The sequence below is a fragment of the Rummeliibacillus suwonensis genome (assembly GCF_007896435.1).
Taxonomy (GTDB): domain Bacteria; phylum Bacillota; class Bacilli; order Bacillales_A; family Planococcaceae; genus Rummeliibacillus; species Rummeliibacillus suwonensis.
Map to the genome: position 1 here is coordinate 956,188 of NZ_VCBL01000001.1, position 22,521 is coordinate 978,708.

The following is a 22,521-nucleotide window of genomic DNA, read 5'->3' on the forward strand; positions in this document are numbered from 1 at the left end:
AGGTGGAAAAAGTGGATTTTAATGAAGAAGGCGTCAAAGCAATTCAAGAAAAGCGTTATGAGGATGCAGCGAAAGCATTCACAAAAGCAATAGATGAAAGTCCTCATGATCCTGTAGGCTATATTAACTTTGGCAATCTATTAGCTTCAATGGACGATCTTGAAAGAGCTGAGCGCTTTTTCCAAAAAGCATTAACCTTAGATGAAAAAGCTGCTACAGCTTATTATGGATTAGCTAATTTATATTACAATTCTGAACGTTTCTTAGAAGCTGCAAAATTATATGAACAATCGATTCGTAATGGAATCGAAGGTGCAGATGCGTATTATATGTTAGGAAAAAGCTTTGAACACGAGGGGCAGTCTAAGTTAGGCTTACCTTATATGCAACGCGCAGCTGAACTAGCACCACAAGATTTGCAAATAAGGCTTTCCTATGGCATTATGCTTTGCACATTGGAATTATTTGAGCCAGCAGAGAAAGAATTGCAGTTTGTTATCGCTGAAGACTGGAATAATGCGGATGCTCATTATAATTTAGGCGTGTTATATGCAGTTTCAACCGAGCGAATAGATGATGCCATGTACCATCTAAAGCTAGCTTTTACACTACAGCCTGAATTTGAGCAAGCACGCTACATCCATGACATGCTTGCGATGAAAAAGGACTAATGGAAAGAAGGGGACAGTGTTGACTGAAAACTTATCGTTCTTGAAAGACGAACAGCTTTTTATCGTCGGTCGACCTGTTGTCACTATTTTTCACAATGCACAGAATTTGTTTTCCATTGTTAAATTGAAAATTCAAGAAACGAACACAGATTATAAAGACAAGGAAATAATTGTGACAGGTTATTTTCCATCAGTTACTGATGATGCTTTATATCGTTATACAGGACAGTTAAAGCAACATCCCAAATACGGCCTACAGTTTCAAGCTGCTACTTTTGAAAAAGAGATTCCAGCTACTGAAACTGGGGTCGTTCAATATTTAGCGAGTGATTTATTTCCTGGCATTGGGCGTCGCACTGCCGAAATGATTGTCAAAAAGCTTGGTTCTGATGCGATTAAAATCATTATTGAAAATCCTGATGCATTAGATGAAATTCCTCGGTTAACAGAAGATAAAAAGCAAACGCTTCGTGCAGTACTAGAACAAAACCTCGGACTTGATCGTATTATGATTCAACTGAATGAGTGGGGATTTGGTGCACAGATAGCAGTGAAAATTTACCAAACATATAAAAGCGAAACATTGCAGGTGTTACAAAAAAATCCATACCGATTAATTGAAGATATTGATGGAGTTGGTTTTCAGCGTGCTGATGAACTAGGTGCGAAATTACATATAACAGGAAATCATCCAGAGCGTATAAAAGCGGCTATTTTACATCTTTTGAATATAGCTGCATTATCTGAAGGCCATGTTTTTCTTGAGGCTCAAGAAATCATGACGGAAGCAAAGCGATTATTGGAAACAAGCCAACGTTGTACGATAACGTATGAAGATGTTTCAAAATGTATCATTGAATTAGGCGAGGATAGTAAGGTATGTGGCGAAGAAACAAGAATATACATGCCCTCTCTCTACTATTCAGAAATTGGCATCGCAACAAAAATTACAGAACTCGTTCAAAAAAATAAAGAGCATTCTGCATTTCCTTCTTCCGAAATTCGTAAACGAATTGGCGATGCTGAGGAACGATTTGGTGTAGCTTATGCTGAGACACAGATTCAAGCAATCGAAACCGCAATCAATTCAGCCGTAATGATTTTAACAGGTGGCCCAGGTACTGGTAAAACAACAGTCGTCAAGGGGATTGTAGATGTTTATGCAGAATTGCATGGGTTGTCCTTGAATCCTAAGGAATATGCGGCGAAAGACGAAGAGTTCCCCATTGTTTTAGTTGCACCAACGGGACGTGCCGCTAAACGCTTAAGTGAATCAACAGAACTACCTGCTATGACAATCCATCGCTTATTAGGTTTTACTGGGCAAGAAAAAGACGAAGATACGGAGCGTGAAGTAGCGGGTCGACTTATTATTGTTGATGAAATGTCAATGGTCGATACATGGCTTGCCTATCAATTATTAAAAGCCTTAAATGATGATTGCCAAGTGATTTTTGTGGGAGATCAGGATCAACTTCCACCAGTGGGTCCAGGTCAAGTGCTGAAAGATTTACTTGCCTCTAAAACTATTCCGACTGTTGAATTAACGGATGTTTATCGTCAATCCGAAGGTTCTTCCATAATAGAACTGGCACATCAGATGAAGCAAGGAGAAATACCTCAAGATTTAATGGCTAAAACAGGTGATCGATCATTTATTCGAGCTAGACAAGAACAAATTGCGGATGTTGTTGGTCAGGTTGTAAAAAGTGCTATCAAAAAAGGTTTCTCTATTCACGATATTCAGGTATTGGCCCCCATCTATCGTGGAAACGCAGGGATTGATGCGATGAACAAAATGCTACAGGAACTTATCAATCCAAAGGAGAGTGCTAAAACAAAAGAAATCGCATTTGGTGATACTATCTACCGTATTGGAGATAAAGTTCTGCAGCTGGTGAATCAGCCAAATAATAATGTTTTCAATGGTGACATGGGGGAAGTTATTTCAATTATTAAAGCCAAAGAAACCATTGAAAAAACAGATTTATTGGTGGTTTCTTTTGATGGTATTGAAGTGACCTATCAAAAAAGTGACTTAAATCAATTGACACTCGCATATTGCTGTTCGATCCATAAATCACAAGGTAGCGAGTTTCCGATGGTCATTATGCCCATTGTCCGAGGGTATTCAAAAATGCTTCGAAAGAATCTACTGTACACAGGTATCACGCGGGCGAAAAACTATCTGATTCTTTGCGGTGAACCGGATACTTTTATTTATGGTCTCCAAAGAACAGATGATTTACAAAGACACACAAGTCTTGCGGATCGTTTAAATAATGATTTAACAGTAGATGAAGCTTCACCTAAAAGCATGGGCAGTAAAGAAAATGTCGATGAATCTTCGCCCCATTTAGAGGATGAACAATTATTGGAGGAAGCTTCTGTAGAAGGGGAACCGGAGGAAACTGTAAAGCTAACATTGGACAATGTTTATACCATTCATCCTATGATCGGCATGAAAGGGATTAGTCCATATGACTTCATGAACAATGAGAATTGACATAATGACAGGCATTTTTTAAAATAAGATAGAGAAAAAGTGGATACAACTAGTAATACCGCGAATGTACTATTCAAATGCCCTATAAATGAAAACGTTGATGGAAAAAAGTACTTTTGGGAAAATGTTCAGAAAGAGGTTCCTAGGCTGTGAGAATCTTCATCTACCAATTTGGAAAAGCTCGTCCTGAGTGCAGTCAAAAACTGCCGTTAACCGCGTTAAGGTCAATTAAGAGATAATAGTGTAGGCTATTGTAATTTAGGGTGGTACCGCGAAAATTAACCTTCGTCCCTGGTTAAGAGGATGAGGGTTTTTTATTGTATTGGCTCTGTTATAGGATATGGTTGTATTTTTTCATACATCAATTTTTCGCTAAGCTAAAGGCAACAACCTCTATGAGAAAGCGAGGAAGCCACTGGAAATTGGTTTAAATGTCGATTTGTCATGATGAAAATTGGATCTTATTAAACTTCATTAGATAAAAGCAAGTTGCTATTATATGGATTAGAAATAAATTGACTTTTTCAGTGTGCTTGAAAACAAATTTCGTAGTATTTTTCATAATGAAGGCAAAGCGACAGAAACAAAATTTTTCTGTGACGAAGCAAAGCGAGCGACAGGAATATATCTCTTCTACGACGAGCAATCGCAGAAAACAAGCTTGGCCAAATGAGAGTTATTTGAAAAACGACCTGAAGCGAAACGAAAGAGTAGCAACAATATGACTAAACAAAGCTATTGTATTAAAGGAGGAACTTATATTTATGCAATCATCTGCAGAAATTCGTCGAAAATTCATTGAATTTTTCAAAGAAAAAAATCATAGACAAGAACCAAGTATGCCGCTTGTGCCAATTAATGACCCATCCTTACTTTGGATTAACTCTGGCGTAGCCACATTAAAAAAATATTTTGATGGTACGGTGATTCCTGAAAATCCACGTATCACAAATGCACAAAAAGCCATTCGTACGAATGATATTGAGAACGTTGGAAAAACAGCAAGACACCATACTTTTTTTGAAATGCTTGGTAACTTTTCAATCGGTGACTATTTTAAAAGAGAAGCTATTCACTTTGCATGGGAATTCCTAACTGATTCAAAATGGATGGGCTTCGATGGAGATAAATTATCCATTACGATTCATCCAGAAGATCAAGAAGCATATGATATTTGGAAGAACGAAATTGGCGTGCCAGAGGAACGTCTTATCCGTCTTGAAGGAAACTTCTGGGATATCGGTGAAGGTCCAAGTGGTCCAAACTCTGAAATTTTCTATGATCGTGGCGAACAATACGGCAATGATTCGAAAGATCCTGAATTATATCCAGGTGGAGAAAACGAACGTTATCTTGAAATTTGGAACCTCGTGTTCTCTCAATTTAACCATAATCCTGATGGCACTTATACACCATTGCCAAAGCAAAATATTGATACAGGTATGGGGCTTGAACGGATGGCTTCAGTTGTACAAAATGTTCCAACAAACTTTGACACGGATTTATTTATGCCTATCATTGAAAAAATTGAAGAATTTGCGAATCGCAAATATAAACGACCTAACGAAATCGACTTCAAAGAAATATTCGGTAGCCAAGAAGATATCAACACGCCATTTAAAGTGATTGCAGACCATATCCGTACAGTCGCATTTGCTATTGGTGACGGGGCACTCCCATCAAATGAAGGACGTGGTTATGTATTGCGTCGTTTGTTGCGTCGTGCAGTGCGCTATGCGAAGAAAATCGGCATTGAGAAGCCATTTATGTTCGAGTTAGTTCCTACAGTTGGCAATATTATGGCTGATTTTTATCCAGAAGTAAAAGAAAAAGCTGAATTCATCGCGCGTGTTATTAAAAACGAAGAAGTTCGTTTCCATGAAACACTTCACGATGGTTTAGCCATTTTCAATGAAGTAGTAGAATCACAAAAGGTCAAAGGTGAAACAGTCATCCCAGGGGCTGATGCATTCCGCCTATATGATACGTACGGTTTTCCAATAGAACTAACAGAGGAATATGCAGAAGAAGTTGGCATGACAGTGGATGAAGTAGGGTTCGAAGCTGAAATGGAAGCGCAACGAGAACGTGCTCGTAATGCTCGGCAAGATGTCGATTCCATGCATGTTCAATCAGAGGTATTAGCGAACTTAAAACAAAAAAGTACATTTGTGGGCTATGATACATTGACATCTCATACAACAGTTGCTGCAATGGTTGCTGGAGGACAAGAGGTAAAAGTGGCCTCTGAAGGTGATGAAGTACTTGTCATTTTATCTGAAACACCATTTTATGCAGAAATGGGTGGACAAATTGCTGATCATGGTACGATTTCAAATGATGCCTTCACAGCATCTGTCAAAGATGTACAAAAGGCACCTAATGGTCAAGCATTGCACACAGTTATTATTGAATCTGGTGAAATGCATGTAGAAGATGAAGTATTGGCTCAAGTTGATCGTGCAGAACGTAACTTAATCGTGAAAAATCATACGGCAACTCACCTTCTACAACGTGCTTTAAAAGATACACTTGGTGAACATGTCAATCAAGCAGGTTCATATGTTGGTCCAGATCGTTTACGTTTTGACTTCTCTCATTTTGGTGCAGTTACAAAAGAGGAATTAGAAAAAGTAGAGCGTATTGTCAATGAAAAAGTTTGGCAAGATATTCCGGTAGTGATAGAAGAAATGCCAATAGCAGATGCAAAAGCAATAGGTGCTATGGCATTATTTGGTGAAAAATATGGCGACATTGTTCGTGTTGTCCAAGTTTCTGACTATTCTATTGAACTTTGTGGTGGTGTCCATGTAAAACGCACTTCAGAAATCGGTTTCTTTAAAATTATTTCTGAAGGAGGCATTGGTGCAGGTACTCGGCGGATTGAAGCTGTAACAGGTAAAGCAGCATATTTGGCAGCAAAAGAAGAACAACATATCCTTGAGCAAACAGCTAGTCTTCTAAAATCAAATCCAAAAGATTTGGTTGTTCGTGTTGAAGGACTACAACATGATTTAAAAGAACAACAACGTGAAAATGAATCATTATCGGCTAAGATTGCAGGTGCTCAAGCATCTAATATTTTATCAGCAGCACAACAAATCGGTGATGTTACAGTGCTCGCTACGAAAGTAGATGCAAAAGATAATAATCAATTACGTCAATTAATGGACGATTTAAAAGAAAAAATGGATAATAGTATTATCGTTCTTGGTGCAACTGCTGGCGAAAAAGTAATGTTATGCGCAGGTATAACGAAGGATATAGCTGGTGGAAGCTATCATGCTGGTAAAATCGTCAAACATGTTGCAGAATTATGTGGTGGTAAAGGTGGCGGTCGTCCAGATATGGCGATGGCTGGAGCGAAAGATGGTTCAAAATTGGCGGAAGCACTTGATTCTGTGTATAATTATGTAAAATCTATTTAAATGGAAGAGAAATTCAGGTATACTAACAAAGAAAAGTTCATCTTGATTCAGTGAATGTTTTATGCGACGAAAGCGTAGCGACAGGACCAATGCTCTATGCAACGAACAGGAATAAATATTTTTATACCGAAAGCGTAGCAACACAGAAGATGCCCACTTCAATAGGAGGCGAGATGAATATGATTTTAAGTCCTATTGAGCCGGGAGTACGAAAGCTGAATCAGAGAAACTCGGACTTAAAAGTGCTACATCCTGTGGCAACACCTGAGTGATTAAAATCGTGTTGACCCAAAACCTCTGGTGGATGTCATGGATTTTGAAGGAGCTTTTTGAGCAAGCTCGAAAAAATTCGGATGCAATGACACTGGAACGTAGTTGATTATTCCAATAACTTTAAAGCGAGGTGCTGAGCATGAGTAAATTTGATCAAACGATGAAATTTAATTTCCCAGAAGAATCTATGGAACAAGAAGTGAAAGAAACCATGCTTCATGTTCATGCAGCACTAGAAGAAAAAGGATATAATCCGATTAACCAAATCGTTGGATACCTATTATCAGGAGATCCTGCTTATATCCCTCGTCATCAAGATGCACGTAATAAAATTCGCAAGCTTGAACGCGATGAAATTTTAGAAGAACTTGTAAAATTTTATATTAAAAAGAATAACGAGGCTTGATGATGAGAATAATGGGTTTAGATGTTGGCTCCAAAACAGTTGGAGTAGCAGTTAGCGACGCACTTGGATGGACTGCACAGGGAATTGAAACTGTTAAAATTGATGAGGAAAATGGAGAATTCGGTATCGATCGAATTCAGGAACTTGTCAAACAATATGGAGTGACGGAATTCGTTGTTGGTTTTCCAAAAAATATGAATAACACAATTGGTCCTAGAGGTGAAGCGTCCAAGGCATATGCAAAGTTGCTAGAGAATACTTTTTCCGTGCCTGTCACACTCTGGGATGAGCGTTTAACTACGATGGCTGCAGAGCGTCTACTTATTGAAGCGGATGTGCGACGCAAAAATCGTAAAAAAGTGATAGATAAAATGGCCGCGGTCATGATTTTGCAAGGCTTTTTGGATCGAAAACAAATATGAGGTGAAAAAATGGAAGAAGAATTAGAACAACGCCATATTACTATCGTTGACGAAGATGGAAATGAGCAACTTTGCGAGGTCCTTCATACTTTTGATTCTGAGGAGTTTGGAAAATCCTATGTTCTTTACTCTGTCATCGGATCTGAAGATGAAGATGGTACAGTTGAAATTTTTGCGTCATCATTTGTTCCTTCTGAAAATGATACAGATGGTGAATTATCACCAATCGAAACAGAGGAAGAATGGGATTATATTGAATCCATTATTGAAGAACTTGATGAAGGTATTGAACAAGAATAAGTAGTTTAAATAATTTGAAGAGGTGACTAATGATGGCACATGATCACGAACATGAACATAATCACGAACACATTATTGCTGTAGATGAAAATGGTAACGAGCAAGTTTACGCTGTCCTTTATACATTTGATTCGGAAGACTTTGGAAAATCTTATGTATTATATTACAAAGAAGGCGCAAAAGAAGGCGAAGAGGTAGAAATTTTCGCATCTGCGATTGTGCCAGCTGAAGATGGCGAAGGTGGAGAACTTGTCCCTATTGAAACCGATGAAGAATGGGATATGGTGGAAGAAGTATTAAACACTCTCGATGCTGAATTCGGCGAAGAGTAACGAGTAGCAATCGTTCAAGCGGGATGAGTAACTTAGCATTCCGCTTTTTTATTTGATAGCAGTAGCTTTTTAGAGCTAAAGCTAGATAAAAATAAGCGAGGCATACTCTTCTCAAAGGAGGACAAGCAAGTGGGTACGAACTCGTCAAAACAAGATCAGATCAATCTATTAAAGGAACGACAAGCAGAGAAACGGCTTGTTCGAAAAATCGTTTTAATCATATCAGCGATCATAGCTGCGCTCGTACTTATTGTTGGAATAAGTATGTACTTTTATATTTCTGGCGCATTAAAGCCTGTAAATGAAAATGCAAAAAAATCGATAAAAGTGGAATTCCCGATTGGTTCATCACTTGACTCGATTTCACAAACTTTAGAAGATAAGGGAATTATCAAAAACGCAAAGGTATTTAAATACTATGCTAAATTTAAAAACGAATCAGCCTTTCAAGCAGGTACATATAAGTTAACCCAAGCAATGACAATTGATGAGATTATCAAAAGCTTGAAGACAGGGAAAGTATATCGTCAACCTGAATTTACAATTACCATACCTGAAGGATTCACTCTCGATCAAATAGCTGAGCGTGTAGCCAAAAATACAAGCTATTCGGAAAAAGAATTTATGAATTTAGTAACAAGTAAAAAGTTTATCAATGATATGAAGAAAAAATATCCAATGACAGTGACTAAAGCAGTAGATAATAAGAATATCCGTTATGCGCTCGAAGGATATCTGTATCCTTCAACTTATCCATTTTTTGAAGAAAAACCAAAACTGGAAGAGATAGCTGAACAAATGGTTGCTATGACCGACGAGGTGGTAGGAACTTACTCTGCACAGTTAAAAGAAAAGCATATGTCAGTGCATAAATTTTTAACTTTTGCATCTCTACTAGAGCGGGAAGCGACAGCAAAGGCGGATCGTGAAACAATTGCGAGTGTATTTTATAATCGCCTTGATAAGAAAATGCCGCTACAAACAGACCCAACCGTTCTATATGCTTTAGGAAAACATAAATCTCGTGTATTATACAAAGATTTAAAGGTCGATAATCCGTATAACACCTATGAAAATACAGGATTACCACCTGGTCCAATTTCAAATGCAGGTAAAGAATCTCTAGAAGCAACGATAAATCCAGCTGAAACAGATTATTTATACTTTGTGGCTGATGAAAAAGGAAATAATCATTTCTCTAAAACGTATAACGAACATTTAGATAAAGTTGAACAGCATGTTAAATAACCTAAGATGGAAGAAAGGCGATTCTCGCTTTTCTTCTATTTTCGTGATAAGATAAAGTGTATTTTTATCTTGATAAAAAAGCACTTGTATTCGGTTGATCACAAGTGCTGGATATGAAATGAAGGAGTGAGTGTTGAATGGCTATTTCGGATGCATATACAAAATCCTTCATTCAACCACGAGATGCATTATTAATGGAAATGGAACGATTTGCTGAGGAAAATTATGTTCCCATCATGCAATTACCGGCGATTGAAATCTTACTTCAACTGCTCCGTATACAAAATCCTACAACCATTTTGGAAATTGGCAGTGCTATTGGTTATTCGGCCATTCGAATGGCTGAAACGGTACCGGACGTGAAAATCGTCACCATCGAACGTGATGAAGAACGGATTGAACAAGCCAAGCATTTCCTATCAAAGTCCAATGTGAAAGATCGTATTACGTTACTTGAAGGAGACGCGTTAGAAATGGATGTCGAAAGCACTTATCCATCTTTTGATGCGGTTTTTATTGATGCCGCAAAAGGACAATACAAAAAGTTTTTTGAAAAATATAGCCCACTTGTGAAAAAAGGCGGTATATTATATATCGATAATATGTACATGCACGGTCTTTCAGATTTAGATATAAAAGATGTACCAAAGCGAAAAAGAACAATGATTAAAAAACTACACCAATTTGCAGAGTGGATCATTGCAAATCCTGCATATTACTCTACATTCTTTCCTGTTGGTGATGGTTTATTGATTTGTGTAAAGAGGTGACCACTTATGAAAAAGCCTGAATTACTCGTGACACCAAAATCTGTCGAACATATTAGAGCACTTATCCAGGCAGGGGCAGATGCTTTTTTAATAGGTGAACAGCAATTTGGTTTGCGTTTAGCAGGGGAGTTTAACATTGAACAGATAACAGAAGCAACAAAATTCATCCATCATTCTGGCAAAAAAGTTTATGTAGCTATGAATGCCATTTATCACAATGATCGTGTGGATCGTTTAGCTTCATATATGCAAAAACTATCAGAAATCGGTGTGGATGCAATTGTCTTTGGTGATCCCGCTGTTGTGATGATAAAACGTGAAACAGGTATTCCTATTCCGTTACATTGGAATCCAGAAACAATTGCGACAAACTGGTTTCAAGCTAATTATTGGGGAAAGCGAGGGGCAACGCGCGCTGTATTGGCACGTGAATTAAGCATGGATGAGATTATAGAGATTAAGGAAAATGCTGAAGTTGAGATTCAAGTACAAGTACACGGTATGACCTGTATGTTCCAGTCCAAGCGGCCACTTCTAGGCCATTATTTTATGTATGAAGGAAAAGCGATGGAAGTGGAAAATCGCAAACACGCACGTAATATGTATCTGCATGATAAGGAACGTAATAGTAAATACCCGATTTATGAAGATTTGAATGGCACACATATTTTCAGCCCAAATGATGTATGTATGATTGATGAATTAGAAGAATTATTGGAAGCAGAAATAGATGCTTTCAAAATTGAGGGTGTCTTGCAATCAGAAGATTATGTGATAGCAGTGACGAAATGTTATCGTCAAGCGATTGATGCTTACGCTGAGTCCCCAGATGCTTATTTTGATATTAAAGAAGAATTATTAGCAAAAATTGAAGAAATTCAACCCAAATTACGCCCGCTTGATACTGGTTTCTTCTTTAAAGAGACTGTTTATTAGGAGGGAGGAGATATCGTGACATTATTACAAAATGACCATATTAGTGAAATTCATGATGGTAAAAGAGTTATTGTCAAGAAACCAGAGCTATTAGCTCCAGCTGGTAACTTAGAAAAATTAAAAATTGCTGTTCACTATGGGGCAGATGCTGTTTTTATTGGTGGACAAGAATTTGGGTTGCGTTCTAATGCAGGCAATTTCTCTATTGAAGAAATTCATGAAGGCGTAAAATTTGCTCGAAAATACGGGGCGAGAATTTATGTAACAACTAATATTTTTGCTCACAATGAAAATATGACTGGACTTGAAGCGTATTTACGTGCGCTTGAAAATGCTGGTGCAGCAGGAATTATTGTAGCTGATCCCTTGATCATTGAAGCATGTAAACAAGTCGCACCAAAACTTGAAATCCATTTAAGTACACAACAATCACTAACGAACTGGAAAGCTGTGCAGTATTGGAAAGAAGAAGGCTTGCATCGAGTAGTTCTGGCAAGAGAAACAAGTGCAGAGGAAATCAAACGAATGAAGGAAAACGTCGATATTGAGATCGAATCTTTTATCCATGGAGCACTATGTATCGCTTATTCAGGCCGTTGTGTATTGTCTAACCATATGACAGCACGTGATTCAAACCGTGGAGGTTGCTGTCAATCTTGCCGATGGGATTATGATTTATATGCTGTAGAAGATGGTGAATCAAAGCCATTATTTGAAGAAGGCAATGAGGCTTTTGCCATGAGTCCTAAAGATTTAAAATTAATCGAATCGATCCCTAAAATTATTGAATTGGGCATTGATTCATTAAAAGTCGAAGGACGTATGAAATCGATTCACTATATTGCAACAGTTGTTAGTGTATATCGTAAAGTGATCGATGCTTATTGCGCAGATCCCGATCATTTTAAGATTAAACAGGAATGGTTAGAGGAATTAGATAAATGCGCGAATCGTGAAACAGCATCTGCCTACTTTGAAGGCGCACCAGGCTATGAACAACAGATGTTTGGCGAGCATGGAAAGCAAACAAAATATGACTTTGTAGGTATGGTATTAGAATATGACGAAGAAACAAAGATGGTAACATTACAGCAACGTAATTATTTTAAACCAGGTGATGAAGTAGAATTTTTTGGCCCTGAAATCGAAAACTTCACAGTAGTCATCGATGAAGTCTGGGATGAGGACGGAGAATCACTTGATGCCGCACGACATCCATTGCAAATAGTTCGCTTCAAATGCGGCCATAAATTATATCCACATAATATGATGCGCAAGGAGATGCGATAATGGGGTATAAACGTCCAGTTCTGATTGGCATTGCTGGAGGTTCAGGTTCGGGGAAAACAAGTGTTACTCATGCTATTCATGATGTTTTTAAAGAGCATTCCGTAGTTGTCATCGAACAAGATTATTATTATAAAGATCAAAGTCATTTAGAGTTTGAACAACGACTAGGAACGAATTACGATCATCCAGATGCCTTTGATACAGATTTATTGATTGAAGATATAAAGCGTTTGCTAAATCGTCAAGCGATTGAAAAGCCTATATATGACTATGCACTCCATACTCGTTCAAAAGAAACGCTTCATATTGAGCCACAGGATGTCATTATTTTGGAAGGCATCCTTGTATTAGGTGATCCACAACTGCGGGATTTAATGGATATTAAATTATTTGTAGATACAGATGCAGATTTGCGTATTATTCGACGTATTTTAAGGGATATTAATGAACGAGGACGCTCAATGGATTCTGTTATTGAACAATATCTTTCAGTTGTTCGTCCTATGCATAACCAATTTATCGAACCGACCAAACGCTATGCAGATATTATTATTCCTGAAGGCGGACAAAATGAGGTCGCAATTGATTTAATGGTAACAAAAATTAAAACAATCCTTGAAACTGATAGTATTGTGTAATATCATGGTAATTGATAAGCAAATATTTTTTTAGAAGCTATGTCGCATTCTTTATGAAGTTGCGACATAGTATTTTTATTAAGTTCGGCGATGTTCAGTTCATTATTGTAAAAAGTCATGAGACTCGACCGTAATTGGACGAGACAAGATACGAATGATGCTTATACGATCAAATGGAACTTTCCACAGTGGAGGTTTTCTTCATCCCAACACTGTGTATAAGTTGAACCAACTGTGCTTTACAGGCAGTTGATTTCCAGCTTAACCTCTTCTTTTTCGATGTAAAGAGCTATTTCAGGATGGTTGGGCGCAATCACTCATGGAAAATTCGTTTAAATCTTGAAGAGTGCTGTACGTTAATGCGAGATACAAATATAGTGAGCCATTTGGCATATCCGTTATCGATTTTCATATAAGCAACTACATTGATGAACAGAGCCATGCTAAGATGTAACTTAAGGAGTGAATTATATTGTCAACTGAAAAACAATATCCAATGACTGCTGCTGGAAAGCAAAAATTGGAGGAAGAATTAGAATACTTAATCTCAACAAAACGTAAAGAAGTAGTAGAACGTATTAAAATAGCTCGGGGTTTTGGCGACCTATCTGAAAACTCTGAGTATGATGCAGCAAAAGACGAACAAGGTTTTGTCGAAGGACGTATTTCACTTCTTCAAACAATGATCCGTAATGCGGTGATTATTGAAGAAGGTACAAGTGCCTCAGACATCGTTACAATCGGTCGTACAGTAACATTCAAAGAACTTCCTGATGAAGATCCAGAAACTTATACGATTGTAGGTTCTGCAGAAGCAGATCCATTTGAAGGACGTATTTCAAACGATTCACCAATTGCAAGAGGTTTAATAGGCAATAAAGTTGGCGATAAAGTAAAAATCACAACTCCTGGTGGAGATATGGATGTTGAAATTGTGGCAATCAAATAATCGGTTACTCTTTCAAAAAACTCACCTCTTATAAAGGTGGGTTTTTTCTTTATTTCGCTTTAACAGGCAGTAAGATCCCCATCTTAAGATTTAGAGAGAAATGAGAAAGATAAATGGGGGATCAACTTTCGTATGCGTCTGATTGGTTCAGGCGGGCAGAATGTTGATCCCTCAGGTGTTGGCACAGGATATGGTGCTTTTCACTTTCATTCCTCTATTTCAGTATTGGATGAAGAAAACCTCCCACTGATGGAAGCTTCATTTTATATGTGAAAATGAAGCGTTAACAACTATAGAAGAGCCCCAATAAAGTAACTAGAATAGCTCTGTCATTAGAAGTTAGAGAGTTTAGAATATTTCCTTACTATGGTTCATATAGATGTCATTAGTTGCGTTTTTGATAACCGCTAGAAGATGTTCTCTATTTTATGCTATGATATATTTATCTTGATCCAACAAAAGCAGACCATTGATAGGTGGCAAGATGAATACGATTTTATTTTTGATTCCATGTGGAAATGCTCTTGAATCAAGACAAAGGCCCAGGAAGCAATACGCTGGGCATAATTGATACATAGTTGTTGAAGCAACCTTTAAGGACTTGAACCCGTCACCATAAGTGAAACTTCACACAGTGGTTTTCCTTCATACTCTTGGGTATTAGTTGAAACAATCGGGTATTTACAGGCAAGTGATTCTCCCGACTAGCCTCTTGCTAACTGGGGTCTATAGTGGGAGTTTACTGCCGTTAATAAAGAGATAAATAGGGGGAATACATATGGCTGAACTTGGACGTCGATATAACCCAAAAGAAAAAAAGACAAAAAACACCAAAAATACAGGTAAGAAAAAGCTAGATAAAATATTAAACCTGTTAATAGGAGTTGTGGTTGTATTAATACTGATCGTTGCTGCTTTTATCGTTATTGGAGGTACAGATGATCCAGATACCAATAATAAAAAAGTGGCAAAAACAACTCAACAAGATCCAGAAGAAAAAGATGAAAATATAGTGGAGAAAGATCCTAAAGAAATAGAAAAAGAGAAAGCTCAGCAAGCAGAAGATGCTCAAGAGGCTGAGGAACAGGATCAAACTCAAACGGATACTAATGAAAATTCGATCAATACAACAGAAGAAAATATGGATGATACAACTACAGAAACGGATACTTCTTCGAATGATACTACTACAACAAACGATGATTATAATTATGAAGATAGTCAAACAGCTTCTACCGAAGCATCTAGTGATCCAAATGTAGCAAAAGTAATCACAGATTCTAGTTGGCAGCCTACTAAAACTTCTCAAAAAGATAGTGGTAGCACTCATGTTTCAAGTTATTCTGAAGGATCCGCTGATTGGAATGAAAAAATCACGACGATTGCGAATACTACAGGATTAGATAAAAAAGATATGATTATTTGGTATGTCAAAAACGGTGGTAGCCCTGATACCTCAGTTGGAATTGTTTCATCAAAAGATAAAAAGAAAAGTTATCGTGTTTCGATGAAATGGATTGCGAATGAGGGTTGGAAACCAACAAAGTTGGAAGTACTAAAAACGTATAAAGGTGCATATTAGTATGTTAAGACGGTTGTCCAAATCTTGACGGATAGCCGTCTTTTGCTTTAGATTAAAAAACGAAGGTTGTATGATCATATAGAGAAGGGAAGATTGATGACATGAAAATTGCTGTCATTGGAGCAATGGAAGAAGAAGTGGAATTATTAAGAAATACACTTCAAAATACTTCAACAAAAATAATTGCCAATAGTGAATATACAAAAGGTACATATGCTAGTCATGATGTTATTGTATTAAAAAGTGGAATAGGTAAAGTAAATGCAGCTATGTCTACAACTATTTTATTAGATGAATATCAACCAGATGTTGTGATCAACACGGGTTCTGCAGGCGGCTTTGATGAAAAATTAGAAATAGGTGCAATTGTTATTTCTGATGAAGTTCGTCATCATGATGTAGATGCTACGATCTTTGGATATGAAATGGGACAAGTACCACAAATGCCAGCATCATTTAAATCTGATGAGAAATTGATGAAACTTGCTGAAGAAGCAGTAACAGAAATTGGGGAACATCAATTTGCTGTTGGATTAATCACAACAGGCGATTCATTTATGAACGATCCAGTTCGCGTCGAAAAAGTGCGGAGTTATTTCCCCACTATGAAAGCAGCTGAAATGGAAGCAGCGGCAATCGCACAAGTTTGTTATCAGTTTGGCACTCCATTTGTAGTTATTCGTGCATTATCAGATATTGCCGGAAAAGAATCCAATATCAGTTTTGATGAGTTTTTACCAGTTGCTGCAAAACATTCAACTCAAATCGTATTAAAAGTTATCTCTAAATTATAAGCTGTCACAATTTCGTCAACCTTTTGACAGGGGATGTTCAAAAAGTATTCGTATAAACCCTCCTTTCAAGTGTTAAGATATAGGTAATAAGTTACTACAATCTAGGGATGTTGGGAGGGTTTAATATGACATTCATTATGGTAGGAGCTGTGGCTATTACTGCAATTCTAAGTCTTATTATGGTATCAGAAGTATCTGCTTGATTGAACAATGATTCTATATTGTTTTCAGGGGTTTTGAATACAGTTTTAAGCTAAGATCCAGCAGATTTATATTGACTTTGCGACTACTCATGGAAAGTTTTTATCCATAGAAGTATGTGCATGGAACATATTATTAATTTGAACTAAAAAGAAATAAATAGGATAGAGCTAACGATTTTTTTAGCTCAAATTGAAAGCGCTTTTCCAAGTTTGGATGATTAAAAAAAGATTATTTAATTTTACAATCTTTTTTCACAATGCTCATCGAATTGATGCATGTAATCTTAATCTACTACAGGCTGATGTTGGCAAGATTCAAAACAAGCAAAATACCCCCAATTGAATGTAAAATTAAGAAGGAGTTGCCCCAAGACCGCATGGGGAACTCCTTTTTTGATTATTTTTTTGCGAACCTCCTTTTTTTTTAAAGGTTTTTTCGTTTAAAGTGTTGATATAGCTTGATCAAAGCTCTTTTTTCAATGCGGCTTACATAACTTCTCGAAATATTCATCTCCTGAGCAATTTCCTTTTGCGTTTTGGCATCTTGCTGTCCAAGACCATACCGCTGCTGGATAATAGATAGCTCTCTTTCATCCAATAAATCTAAGTGTTCATATAACTTTTGTTCTTCTTCTCGACGTTCAATTTGTTGTTCAGTTGTGGGATCATCACTTTGAAGAAAATCTGCAATTTCAAGAGGGTTTCCATCTTTGTCAGAACCAATTGTTTCATAAAGTGAAACATCTTTTTGTACCTTTTTTTGACTTCTCAGATGCATTAAAATTTCATTTTCAATACAACGAGCTGCATAAGTGGCCAATCTTGTTTTTCTCTGTGGCGTAAAACTCGCGACGGCCTTCATCAAACCGATTGTTCCGATTGAAATATAATCATCTAATTGTTCATGTTTTGGATGGAATTTTTTTACTACATGTGCTACGAGCCGCATATTTCTTTCAATCAACTCCAGTTTGGCTGATTCGTCACCATTCAAAAAGCGTTCGAGACACTCTGCTTCTTCTTCCTTTGTAAAGGGCTGAGGAAATGATTGCCCTTTTAAATAGCCAAGTAAGATGGGGAGTTCAACCCAAAACTGTAGGATGGCTGTTAAAAGGGTGCTAATGGTCGTCATCCTTTCGTAATTGTTAATAGTACACCATATGACATGAAATGTCTTTTTACAACAAAAAAATGATTGTAAAAAGAATAGAATGACTTTTGCAAGAGGTGAATGGCTTATGGGGTGTAAGTTTGAAGGAAAGTTAAAAAAGCTTATGACAAACAAATAAAGTGGAAATTTGATTTTAAGAACGATGAGATGAATTATTATGGATGATTTTCGTTCCAGATGACGAATCTTTGAAAGTCGTGGTATTACCTTCGAAATTGATTCTTTTATTGAAAAATAACAAAAGTACCGAGAAGAGAAATCCTTTCGATACTTTTTTGACATTCTGAAACGATTGATCCATTATTAACAGGCAGTAAAATCTCCAATGTGTGAAGGTTCACTTTATACTTTCTTCAGTGAAAATGTGCTAACCATAAGATAAGATAATAGCGGGAACAAAAATAGATAAAAAGCCGTTGAAAGTATAGGTATGAAGAAAAATGATACCGTTAAGATTGCACCTGCTGCAGTAATGGGTAAACCACAAAAGTATCCATTCGATTCAGTAATGTTAAAACGAGCAAGTCGGAATGCCCCACAAGCGATGTATAATACAGCTAGACTCATACCGAGCGTACCATAATTGATGATGGTCATTTCATACATTAATATCGCAGGAGCTACGCCAAATGATATAATATCACTCATGGAATCCAATTGTTTTCCTAATTCAGATTCCTGATTAAATTTCCGGGCTACTTTCCCATCATAGCGATCTAAAAAAGCCGCGATAAATATAAATAAGACTGCGAAGTTATATGATTCATTGATAGTGGCCATTATGGAGGCTCCACCAAATGAGATATTTCCAATTGTAATCAAATTTGCAATATGAGCTTTCATTTTTTTAATTGTGGTATCCACTTTATGAATAAGGAACAATGGACAGCACTCCTTTATATTCAGTATTTAGATATTATACTGCTATTTTGTTGCTACTGTAAAACTATTTAAGAATGAGGTATTAAATTGTTAAGAGAAAAACTGTATCGCTCCATAGTAGAATTGACAAACGGAAGATGGACATCTTTTTTGCTAAAGCATTTTACAACTTCCCGAATTAGTAAAAGATTGATTTCTTCATACATTCATATATACGATATTAAACTTGACGAAGTTTCAGAAAAAAAGGAAGATTTTCGAAATCTCCATGATTTTTTTATCCGACGTTTACGAGAAAATGCACGCCTTATTGAGGAAGGGGCATGTGTGTATACCAGTCCTGTTGATGCAAAAATTGAATCATTTGGGAATATCGAAAAAAACACAGCATTTTATGTGAAAGGGAAAACCTATGATTTAAAAGATTTACTTGGCAAAGATGAAATTGTCAATCATTATATAAATGGAAAATATATCGTGTTTTATCTAAGTCCTGCTGATTATCATCGATTCCATAGCCCGATCGACGCTAAAGTCATTAGACAATTTACATTGGGAAGAAAATCTTATCCAGTCAATCGTTTAGGCTTAACTTATGGTAATCAGCCGATTTCAAAAAATTACCGGCAAATAACAGAATTGATCACTAAAAATGGATCGCGCTGTGCCTTTATTAAAGTGGGGGCGATGTTTGTCAATTCGATTCATATTACAAATACTTCAGAAAAGTGGAATAAAGGAGAAGAAGTCGGCTTTTTTGGATTTGGTTCAACGGTCGTTATGTTATTTAATGAAAACAGTATCCAGTTTTCGGAAAATGTCATACAAGGTATGCACATCAAGGTGGGTCAAGCGTTCGCACATATGTTATAATTTTAAAAGTTAGTTGTAGCGCGAAAAAAAGAAGTACTAATTAGAATAGGAGAAAGAAATTTGTATAAATTGATCATGCCAAAGGAATTTGCTCTTTCAATATTTGACATAACACCTAAAAAGCTAAAGCAAATGGGCATTAGAGGGATTATTACAGACCTTGATAATACATTAATCGAATGGAATCGAGCAGATGCAACAGATGAACTCATTGAGTGGTTTAAAATAATGCATGATGCTGACATTCAAATCGTCGTATTATCAAACAACAAAGAATCTCGCGTCAAAAAATTTGCAGATCCATTGGGAATTCCTTATATATTCAGAGCACGTAAACCGCTTATGAGTGGATTTAAACGAGCGCTTGCATTGTTGAAGTTGAAACCAGAAGAAGTCATGATGGTGGGTGACCAGATGTTCACAGATATGATGGGAGCGAATCTTAGTAGATTACACACCATTTTAGTGAAGCCTGTAGCCCAATCTGACGGCTTTGCAACGCGTTTTAATCGTTTTATCGAAAGGCGTGTTTATAAATATTTAGACAAAAAAGGTATTCATATTTGGGAGGAAAAACGATGAACGAAATGCCACATTGTATCGGCTGTGGTACACAAATCCAGACAGAGGACAAAAATGCACCAGGATACGCTCCTGTCTCAACTTTAGAAAAAGAAGATATCATTTGCCAACGTTGCTTTCGTCTGAAAAACTACAATGAACTTCAACCTGTGTCTTTAACAGATGATGATTTTTTACGTATTTTAAATGGCTTGGGCAAGCATGAAGGCCTGATCGTGAAAATTGTAGATATTTTTGACTTTAATGGCAGCTGGTTGCCTGGTCTACATCGTTTTGTAGGCAATAATCAAGTATTGTTGATTGCAAACAAGGCAGACTTGCTTCCTAAATCAGTGAAAAAACAAAAAGTCATTCATTGGTTAAAACGAGAAGCAAAGGCTTTAGGGCTTAAGCCAATCGACGTACTACTTGTTAGTGCCCATAAAGGAAATGGTATGCAACAAGCTATGGAAGCCATTGATGAATATCGTAGAGGGCGTGATGTCTATGTTGTTGGGTGTACAAATGTAGGAAAATCTACGTTTATTAATCGTATTATCAAACAAGCTACAGGTGCTGGGGATATTATAACAACCTCCTATTTTCCAGGGACAACGCTTGATATGATTGAAATTCCTCTTGATGATGGTCATGCTATTTATGATACCCCTGGAATTATCAATCATCATCAAATGGCGCATTATTTAGATCCGTCTGAATTGAAATATATTATGCCTAAAAAAGAGATCAAACCGAAAGTATTTCAGCTGAACCCTGAACAAACATTATTCATCGGTGCTTTAGCACGTTTTGATTTTATACAAGGAAAAAGATCAGCTTTTACAGTGTATATTGCAAATGATTTGAATATTCACCGTACAAAGCTAGAAAATGCAGATGAATTATACAGAAATCATAAAGGTGAATTGCTGACTCCACCATCTGAAAAATATATTGATCAACTACCGAAATTAGTCCGCCATGAATTTTCGATAAAAGAGGCAAAGACAGACATTGTTTTCTCGGGTCTTGGATGGATAACCATTCAAAATCCAAACGTAGTAGTTGCAGCATATGCCCCAGAAGGCGTAGAAATTCAAATTCGCCCTTCACTAATTTAGGGGGGATAGGTTTTGAGAAAATGGTACGCAGTGATTGGAGATCCGATCGAGCATTCGATGTCGCCACTTATGCATAATGCCTGGATGGCAGAAGAAAGCAGAGATGCTAGTTATATTCCGATTCATGTACAGCCAGAAAATCTAGAACAAGCGGTTGCATCATTAAAACTATTAGGTTGTAGTGGCTGGAATATTACGATTCCACATAAAGAAAAGATCATCCCATATTTAGATGAGCTGGATGAATCTGCTCGTAAAATGGGGGCAGTTAATACTGTCGTAAGGCAACCAAATGGGACGTATAAGGGATATAATACAGACGGTTTAGGCTTTGTCCGTTCACTAGAAGATGAAATAGGCGACAGTCATCGTGATGAACAGGTCTTAATAATTGGAGCTGGAGGAGCAGCACGGGGTATTGCTTTTGCTCTTGTTGCAACAGGTTACAGACATATTACGATTGCTAACCGCACTGTTTCCAAAGCGCAAGCGATTTGCGACGAATTAGATATTACGGCAAAAGCAATTTCGTTGACTGAAGCAGCTGAACAACTTAGCGGTTTTGAAATTCTCGTACAAACTACTTCAGCAGGGTTAAATCACAGTGCGTTTGCATTGCCGATTGCAATGGATCGACTATCAAGCACTGCAATTGTTGCAGATATTGTGTATAATCCTTTAATGACACCGTTTTTAATAGAAGCAAAGAAAAAGGGAGCAACTGTCATAACAGGACTCGGCATGTTTATCCATCAAGGTGCACTTGCTTATAGTTATTGGACAGATACGTACCCAAAAGCAAAAGTTGTCCGTCATCTTTTGCTTGAGCATTTAGGAGGAAAATAATTACATGTTAACAGGTAAACAAAAACGTTTTTTACGTGCAGAAGCACATCATTTAGAGCCCATTTTCCAAGTAGGGAAAGGTGGCGTAAACGAAGCGATGCTTGTTCAAATTAAACAAGCATTAGAAGTACGCGAATTATTGAAAGTGCGCATTTTAGACAACTGTGAAGTCGATAAACGTGAAGTGGCGGAACAATTAGCTGAAGGGACAAATTCCGAGCTTGTACAATTAATTGGTCTAACAGTCGTTTTATATAAACAAGCGTCCAAACGTGAGCATCGAAAAATCGAGTTACCAAAAGTAAAGTAAGGATTTGAT

23 protein-coding genes are annotated in these 22,521 nt (G+C 37.1%); 21 read left to right on the forward strand and 2 right to left on the reverse strand.

Annotation, left to right across the window (positions count from 1 at the left end):
• Positions 1-11: 11 nt before the first annotated feature.
• The 16 genes from FEU33_RS04400 (at position 12) to mtnN (ending at position 16,545) form a co-directional block, all read left to right on the forward strand.
• Positions 12-671, forward strand: a complete 660-nt coding sequence (locus FEU33_RS04400) for a tetratricopeptide repeat protein (protein ID WP_146548206.1) — start codon at positions 12-14, stop codon at positions 669-671.
• Between the two features lie 19 nt (positions 672-690).
• Positions 691-3,177 (forward strand): SF1B family DNA helicase RecD2, encoded by a 2,487-nt coding sequence (gene recD2, locus FEU33_RS04405; protein ID WP_146548207.1) that lies wholly within the window; start codon positions 691-693, stop codon positions 3,175-3,177.
• A gap of 764 nt (positions 3,178-3,941) precedes the next feature.
• Positions 3,942-6,605 (forward strand): alanine--tRNA ligase, encoded by a 2,664-nt coding sequence (gene alaS, locus FEU33_RS04410; protein WP_146548208.1) that lies wholly within the window; start codon positions 3,942-3,944, stop codon positions 6,603-6,605.
• Between the two features lie 412 nt (positions 6,606-7,017).
• On the forward strand, positions 7,018-7,284 hold the full coding sequence (locus FEU33_RS04415) for an IreB family regulatory phosphoprotein (protein WP_146548209.1): 267 nt from the start codon (positions 7,018-7,020) through the stop codon (positions 7,282-7,284).
• Positions 7,285-7,286: 2 nt separating this feature from the next.
• Positions 7,287-7,706 (forward strand): Holliday junction resolvase RuvX, encoded by a 420-nt coding sequence (ruvX, locus tag FEU33_RS04420; protein WP_146548210.1) that lies wholly within the window; start codon positions 7,287-7,289, stop codon positions 7,704-7,706.
• Positions 7,707-7,715: 9 nt separating this feature from the next.
• Positions 7,716-8,006, forward strand: a complete 291-nt coding sequence (locus tag FEU33_RS04425) for a DUF1292 domain-containing protein (RefSeq protein WP_146548211.1) — start codon at positions 7,716-7,718, stop codon at positions 8,004-8,006.
• Between the two features lie 32 nt (positions 8,007-8,038).
• Positions 8,039-8,338, forward strand: coding sequence for a DUF1292 domain-containing protein (locus FEU33_RS04430; RefSeq protein WP_146548212.1), 300 nt, complete (start codon positions 8,039-8,041; stop codon positions 8,336-8,338).
• 129 nt (positions 8,339-8,467) lie between these two features.
• The gene (gene mltG / locus FEU33_RS04435; RefSeq protein WP_146548213.1) at positions 8,468-9,586 is read left to right on the forward strand and encodes an endolytic transglycosylase MltG; all 1,119 of its coding nucleotides are present in this window, start codon (positions 8,468-8,470) and stop codon (positions 9,584-9,586) included.
• Positions 9,587-9,723: 137 nt separating this feature from the next.
• Positions 9,724-10,356: an O-methyltransferase gene (locus FEU33_RS04440; protein ID WP_146548214.1), complete on the forward strand. Its 633-nt coding sequence runs from the start codon at positions 9,724-9,726 to the stop codon at positions 10,354-10,356.
• A gap of 6 nt (positions 10,357-10,362) precedes the next feature.
• Positions 10,363-11,292 carry a peptidase U32 family protein gene (locus FEU33_RS04445; RefSeq protein WP_146548215.1) on the forward strand — a complete coding sequence of 310 codons (930 nt, stop codon included), beginning with the start codon at positions 10,363-10,365 and terminating at the stop codon, positions 11,290-11,292.
• Between the two features lie 15 nt (positions 11,293-11,307).
• On the forward strand, positions 11,308-12,582 hold the full coding sequence (locus tag FEU33_RS04450; protein ID WP_146548216.1) for a peptidase U32 family protein: 1,275 nt from the start codon (positions 11,308-11,310) through the stop codon (positions 12,580-12,582).
• Positions 12,582-13,220, forward strand: a complete 639-nt coding sequence (gene udk / locus FEU33_RS04455; RefSeq protein ID WP_146548217.1) for a uridine kinase — start codon at positions 12,582-12,584, stop codon at positions 13,218-13,220. Before FEU33_RS04450 ends, udk begins: the two co-directional genes overlap by 1 nt.
• Positions 13,221-13,692: 472 nt before the next feature.
• Positions 13,693-14,169, forward strand: coding sequence for a transcription elongation factor GreA (gene greA / locus FEU33_RS04460; RefSeq protein ID WP_146548218.1), 477 nt, complete (start codon positions 13,693-13,695; stop codon positions 14,167-14,169).
• A gap of 132 nt (positions 14,170-14,301) precedes the next feature.
• On the forward strand, positions 14,302-14,442 hold the full coding sequence (locus tag FEU33_RS18660; RefSeq protein ID WP_186731315.1) for a hypothetical protein: 141 nt from the start codon (positions 14,302-14,304) through the stop codon (positions 14,440-14,442).
• Between the two features lie 505 nt (positions 14,443-14,947).
• A complete protein-coding gene (locus FEU33_RS04465; RefSeq protein WP_146548219.1) occupies positions 14,948-15,751 on the forward strand; it encodes a YrrS family protein in 804 nt (267 codons plus the stop codon).
• A gap of 101 nt (positions 15,752-15,852) precedes the next feature.
• On the forward strand, positions 15,853-16,545 hold the full coding sequence (gene mtnN / locus FEU33_RS04470; protein WP_146548220.1) for a 5'-methylthioadenosine/S-adenosylhomocysteine nucleosidase: 693 nt from the start codon (positions 15,853-15,855) through the stop codon (positions 16,543-16,545).
• 627 nt (positions 16,546-17,172) lie between these two features.
• Here mtnN and sigK read toward each other — a convergent pair.
• Positions 17,173-17,871, reverse strand: coding sequence for an RNA polymerase sporulation sigma factor SigK (gene sigK / locus FEU33_RS04475; protein ID WP_146549897.1), 699 nt, complete (start codon positions 17,869-17,871; stop codon positions 17,173-17,175).
• Positions 17,872-18,261: 390 nt separating this feature from the next.
• On the reverse strand, positions 18,262-18,801 hold the full coding sequence (gene pssA / locus FEU33_RS04480) for a CDP-diacylglycerol--serine O-phosphatidyltransferase (protein WP_146548221.1): 540 nt from the start codon (positions 18,799-18,801) through the stop codon (positions 18,262-18,264).
• Positions 18,802-18,888: 87 nt separating this feature from the next.
• On the opposite strand from pssA, the gene FEU33_RS04485 reads away from it, so the two are divergent.
• From FEU33_RS04485 to yhbY, 5 genes are read left to right on the forward strand one after another with little or no spacing between them, the layout of a single operon-like run.
• On the forward strand, positions 18,889-19,674 hold the full coding sequence (locus FEU33_RS04485) for a phosphatidylserine decarboxylase (RefSeq protein WP_146548222.1): 786 nt from the start codon (positions 18,889-18,891) through the stop codon (positions 19,672-19,674).
• A gap of 60 nt (positions 19,675-19,734) precedes the next feature.
• Positions 19,735-20,256 (forward strand): YqeG family HAD IIIA-type phosphatase, encoded by a 522-nt coding sequence (locus FEU33_RS04490; RefSeq protein WP_146548223.1) that lies wholly within the window; start codon positions 19,735-19,737, stop codon positions 20,254-20,256.
• Positions 20,253-21,356, forward strand: coding sequence for a ribosome biogenesis GTPase YqeH (gene yqeH / locus FEU33_RS04495; protein ID WP_146548224.1), 1,104 nt, complete (start codon positions 20,253-20,255; stop codon positions 21,354-21,356). Before FEU33_RS04490 ends, yqeH begins: the two co-directional genes overlap by 4 nt.
• Before the next feature lie 12 nt (positions 21,357-21,368).
• Complete coding sequence (gene aroE / locus FEU33_RS04500; protein WP_146548225.1) at positions 21,369-22,202, forward strand: shikimate dehydrogenase; 834 nt, start codon at positions 21,369-21,371, stop codon at positions 22,200-22,202.
• 4 nt (positions 22,203-22,206) lie between these two features.
• Positions 22,207-22,512: a ribosome assembly RNA-binding protein YhbY gene (yhbY, locus tag FEU33_RS04505; RefSeq protein ID WP_146548226.1), complete on the forward strand. Its 306-nt coding sequence runs from the start codon at positions 22,207-22,209 to the stop codon at positions 22,510-22,512.
• Positions 22,513-22,521: the final 9 nt, after the last annotated feature.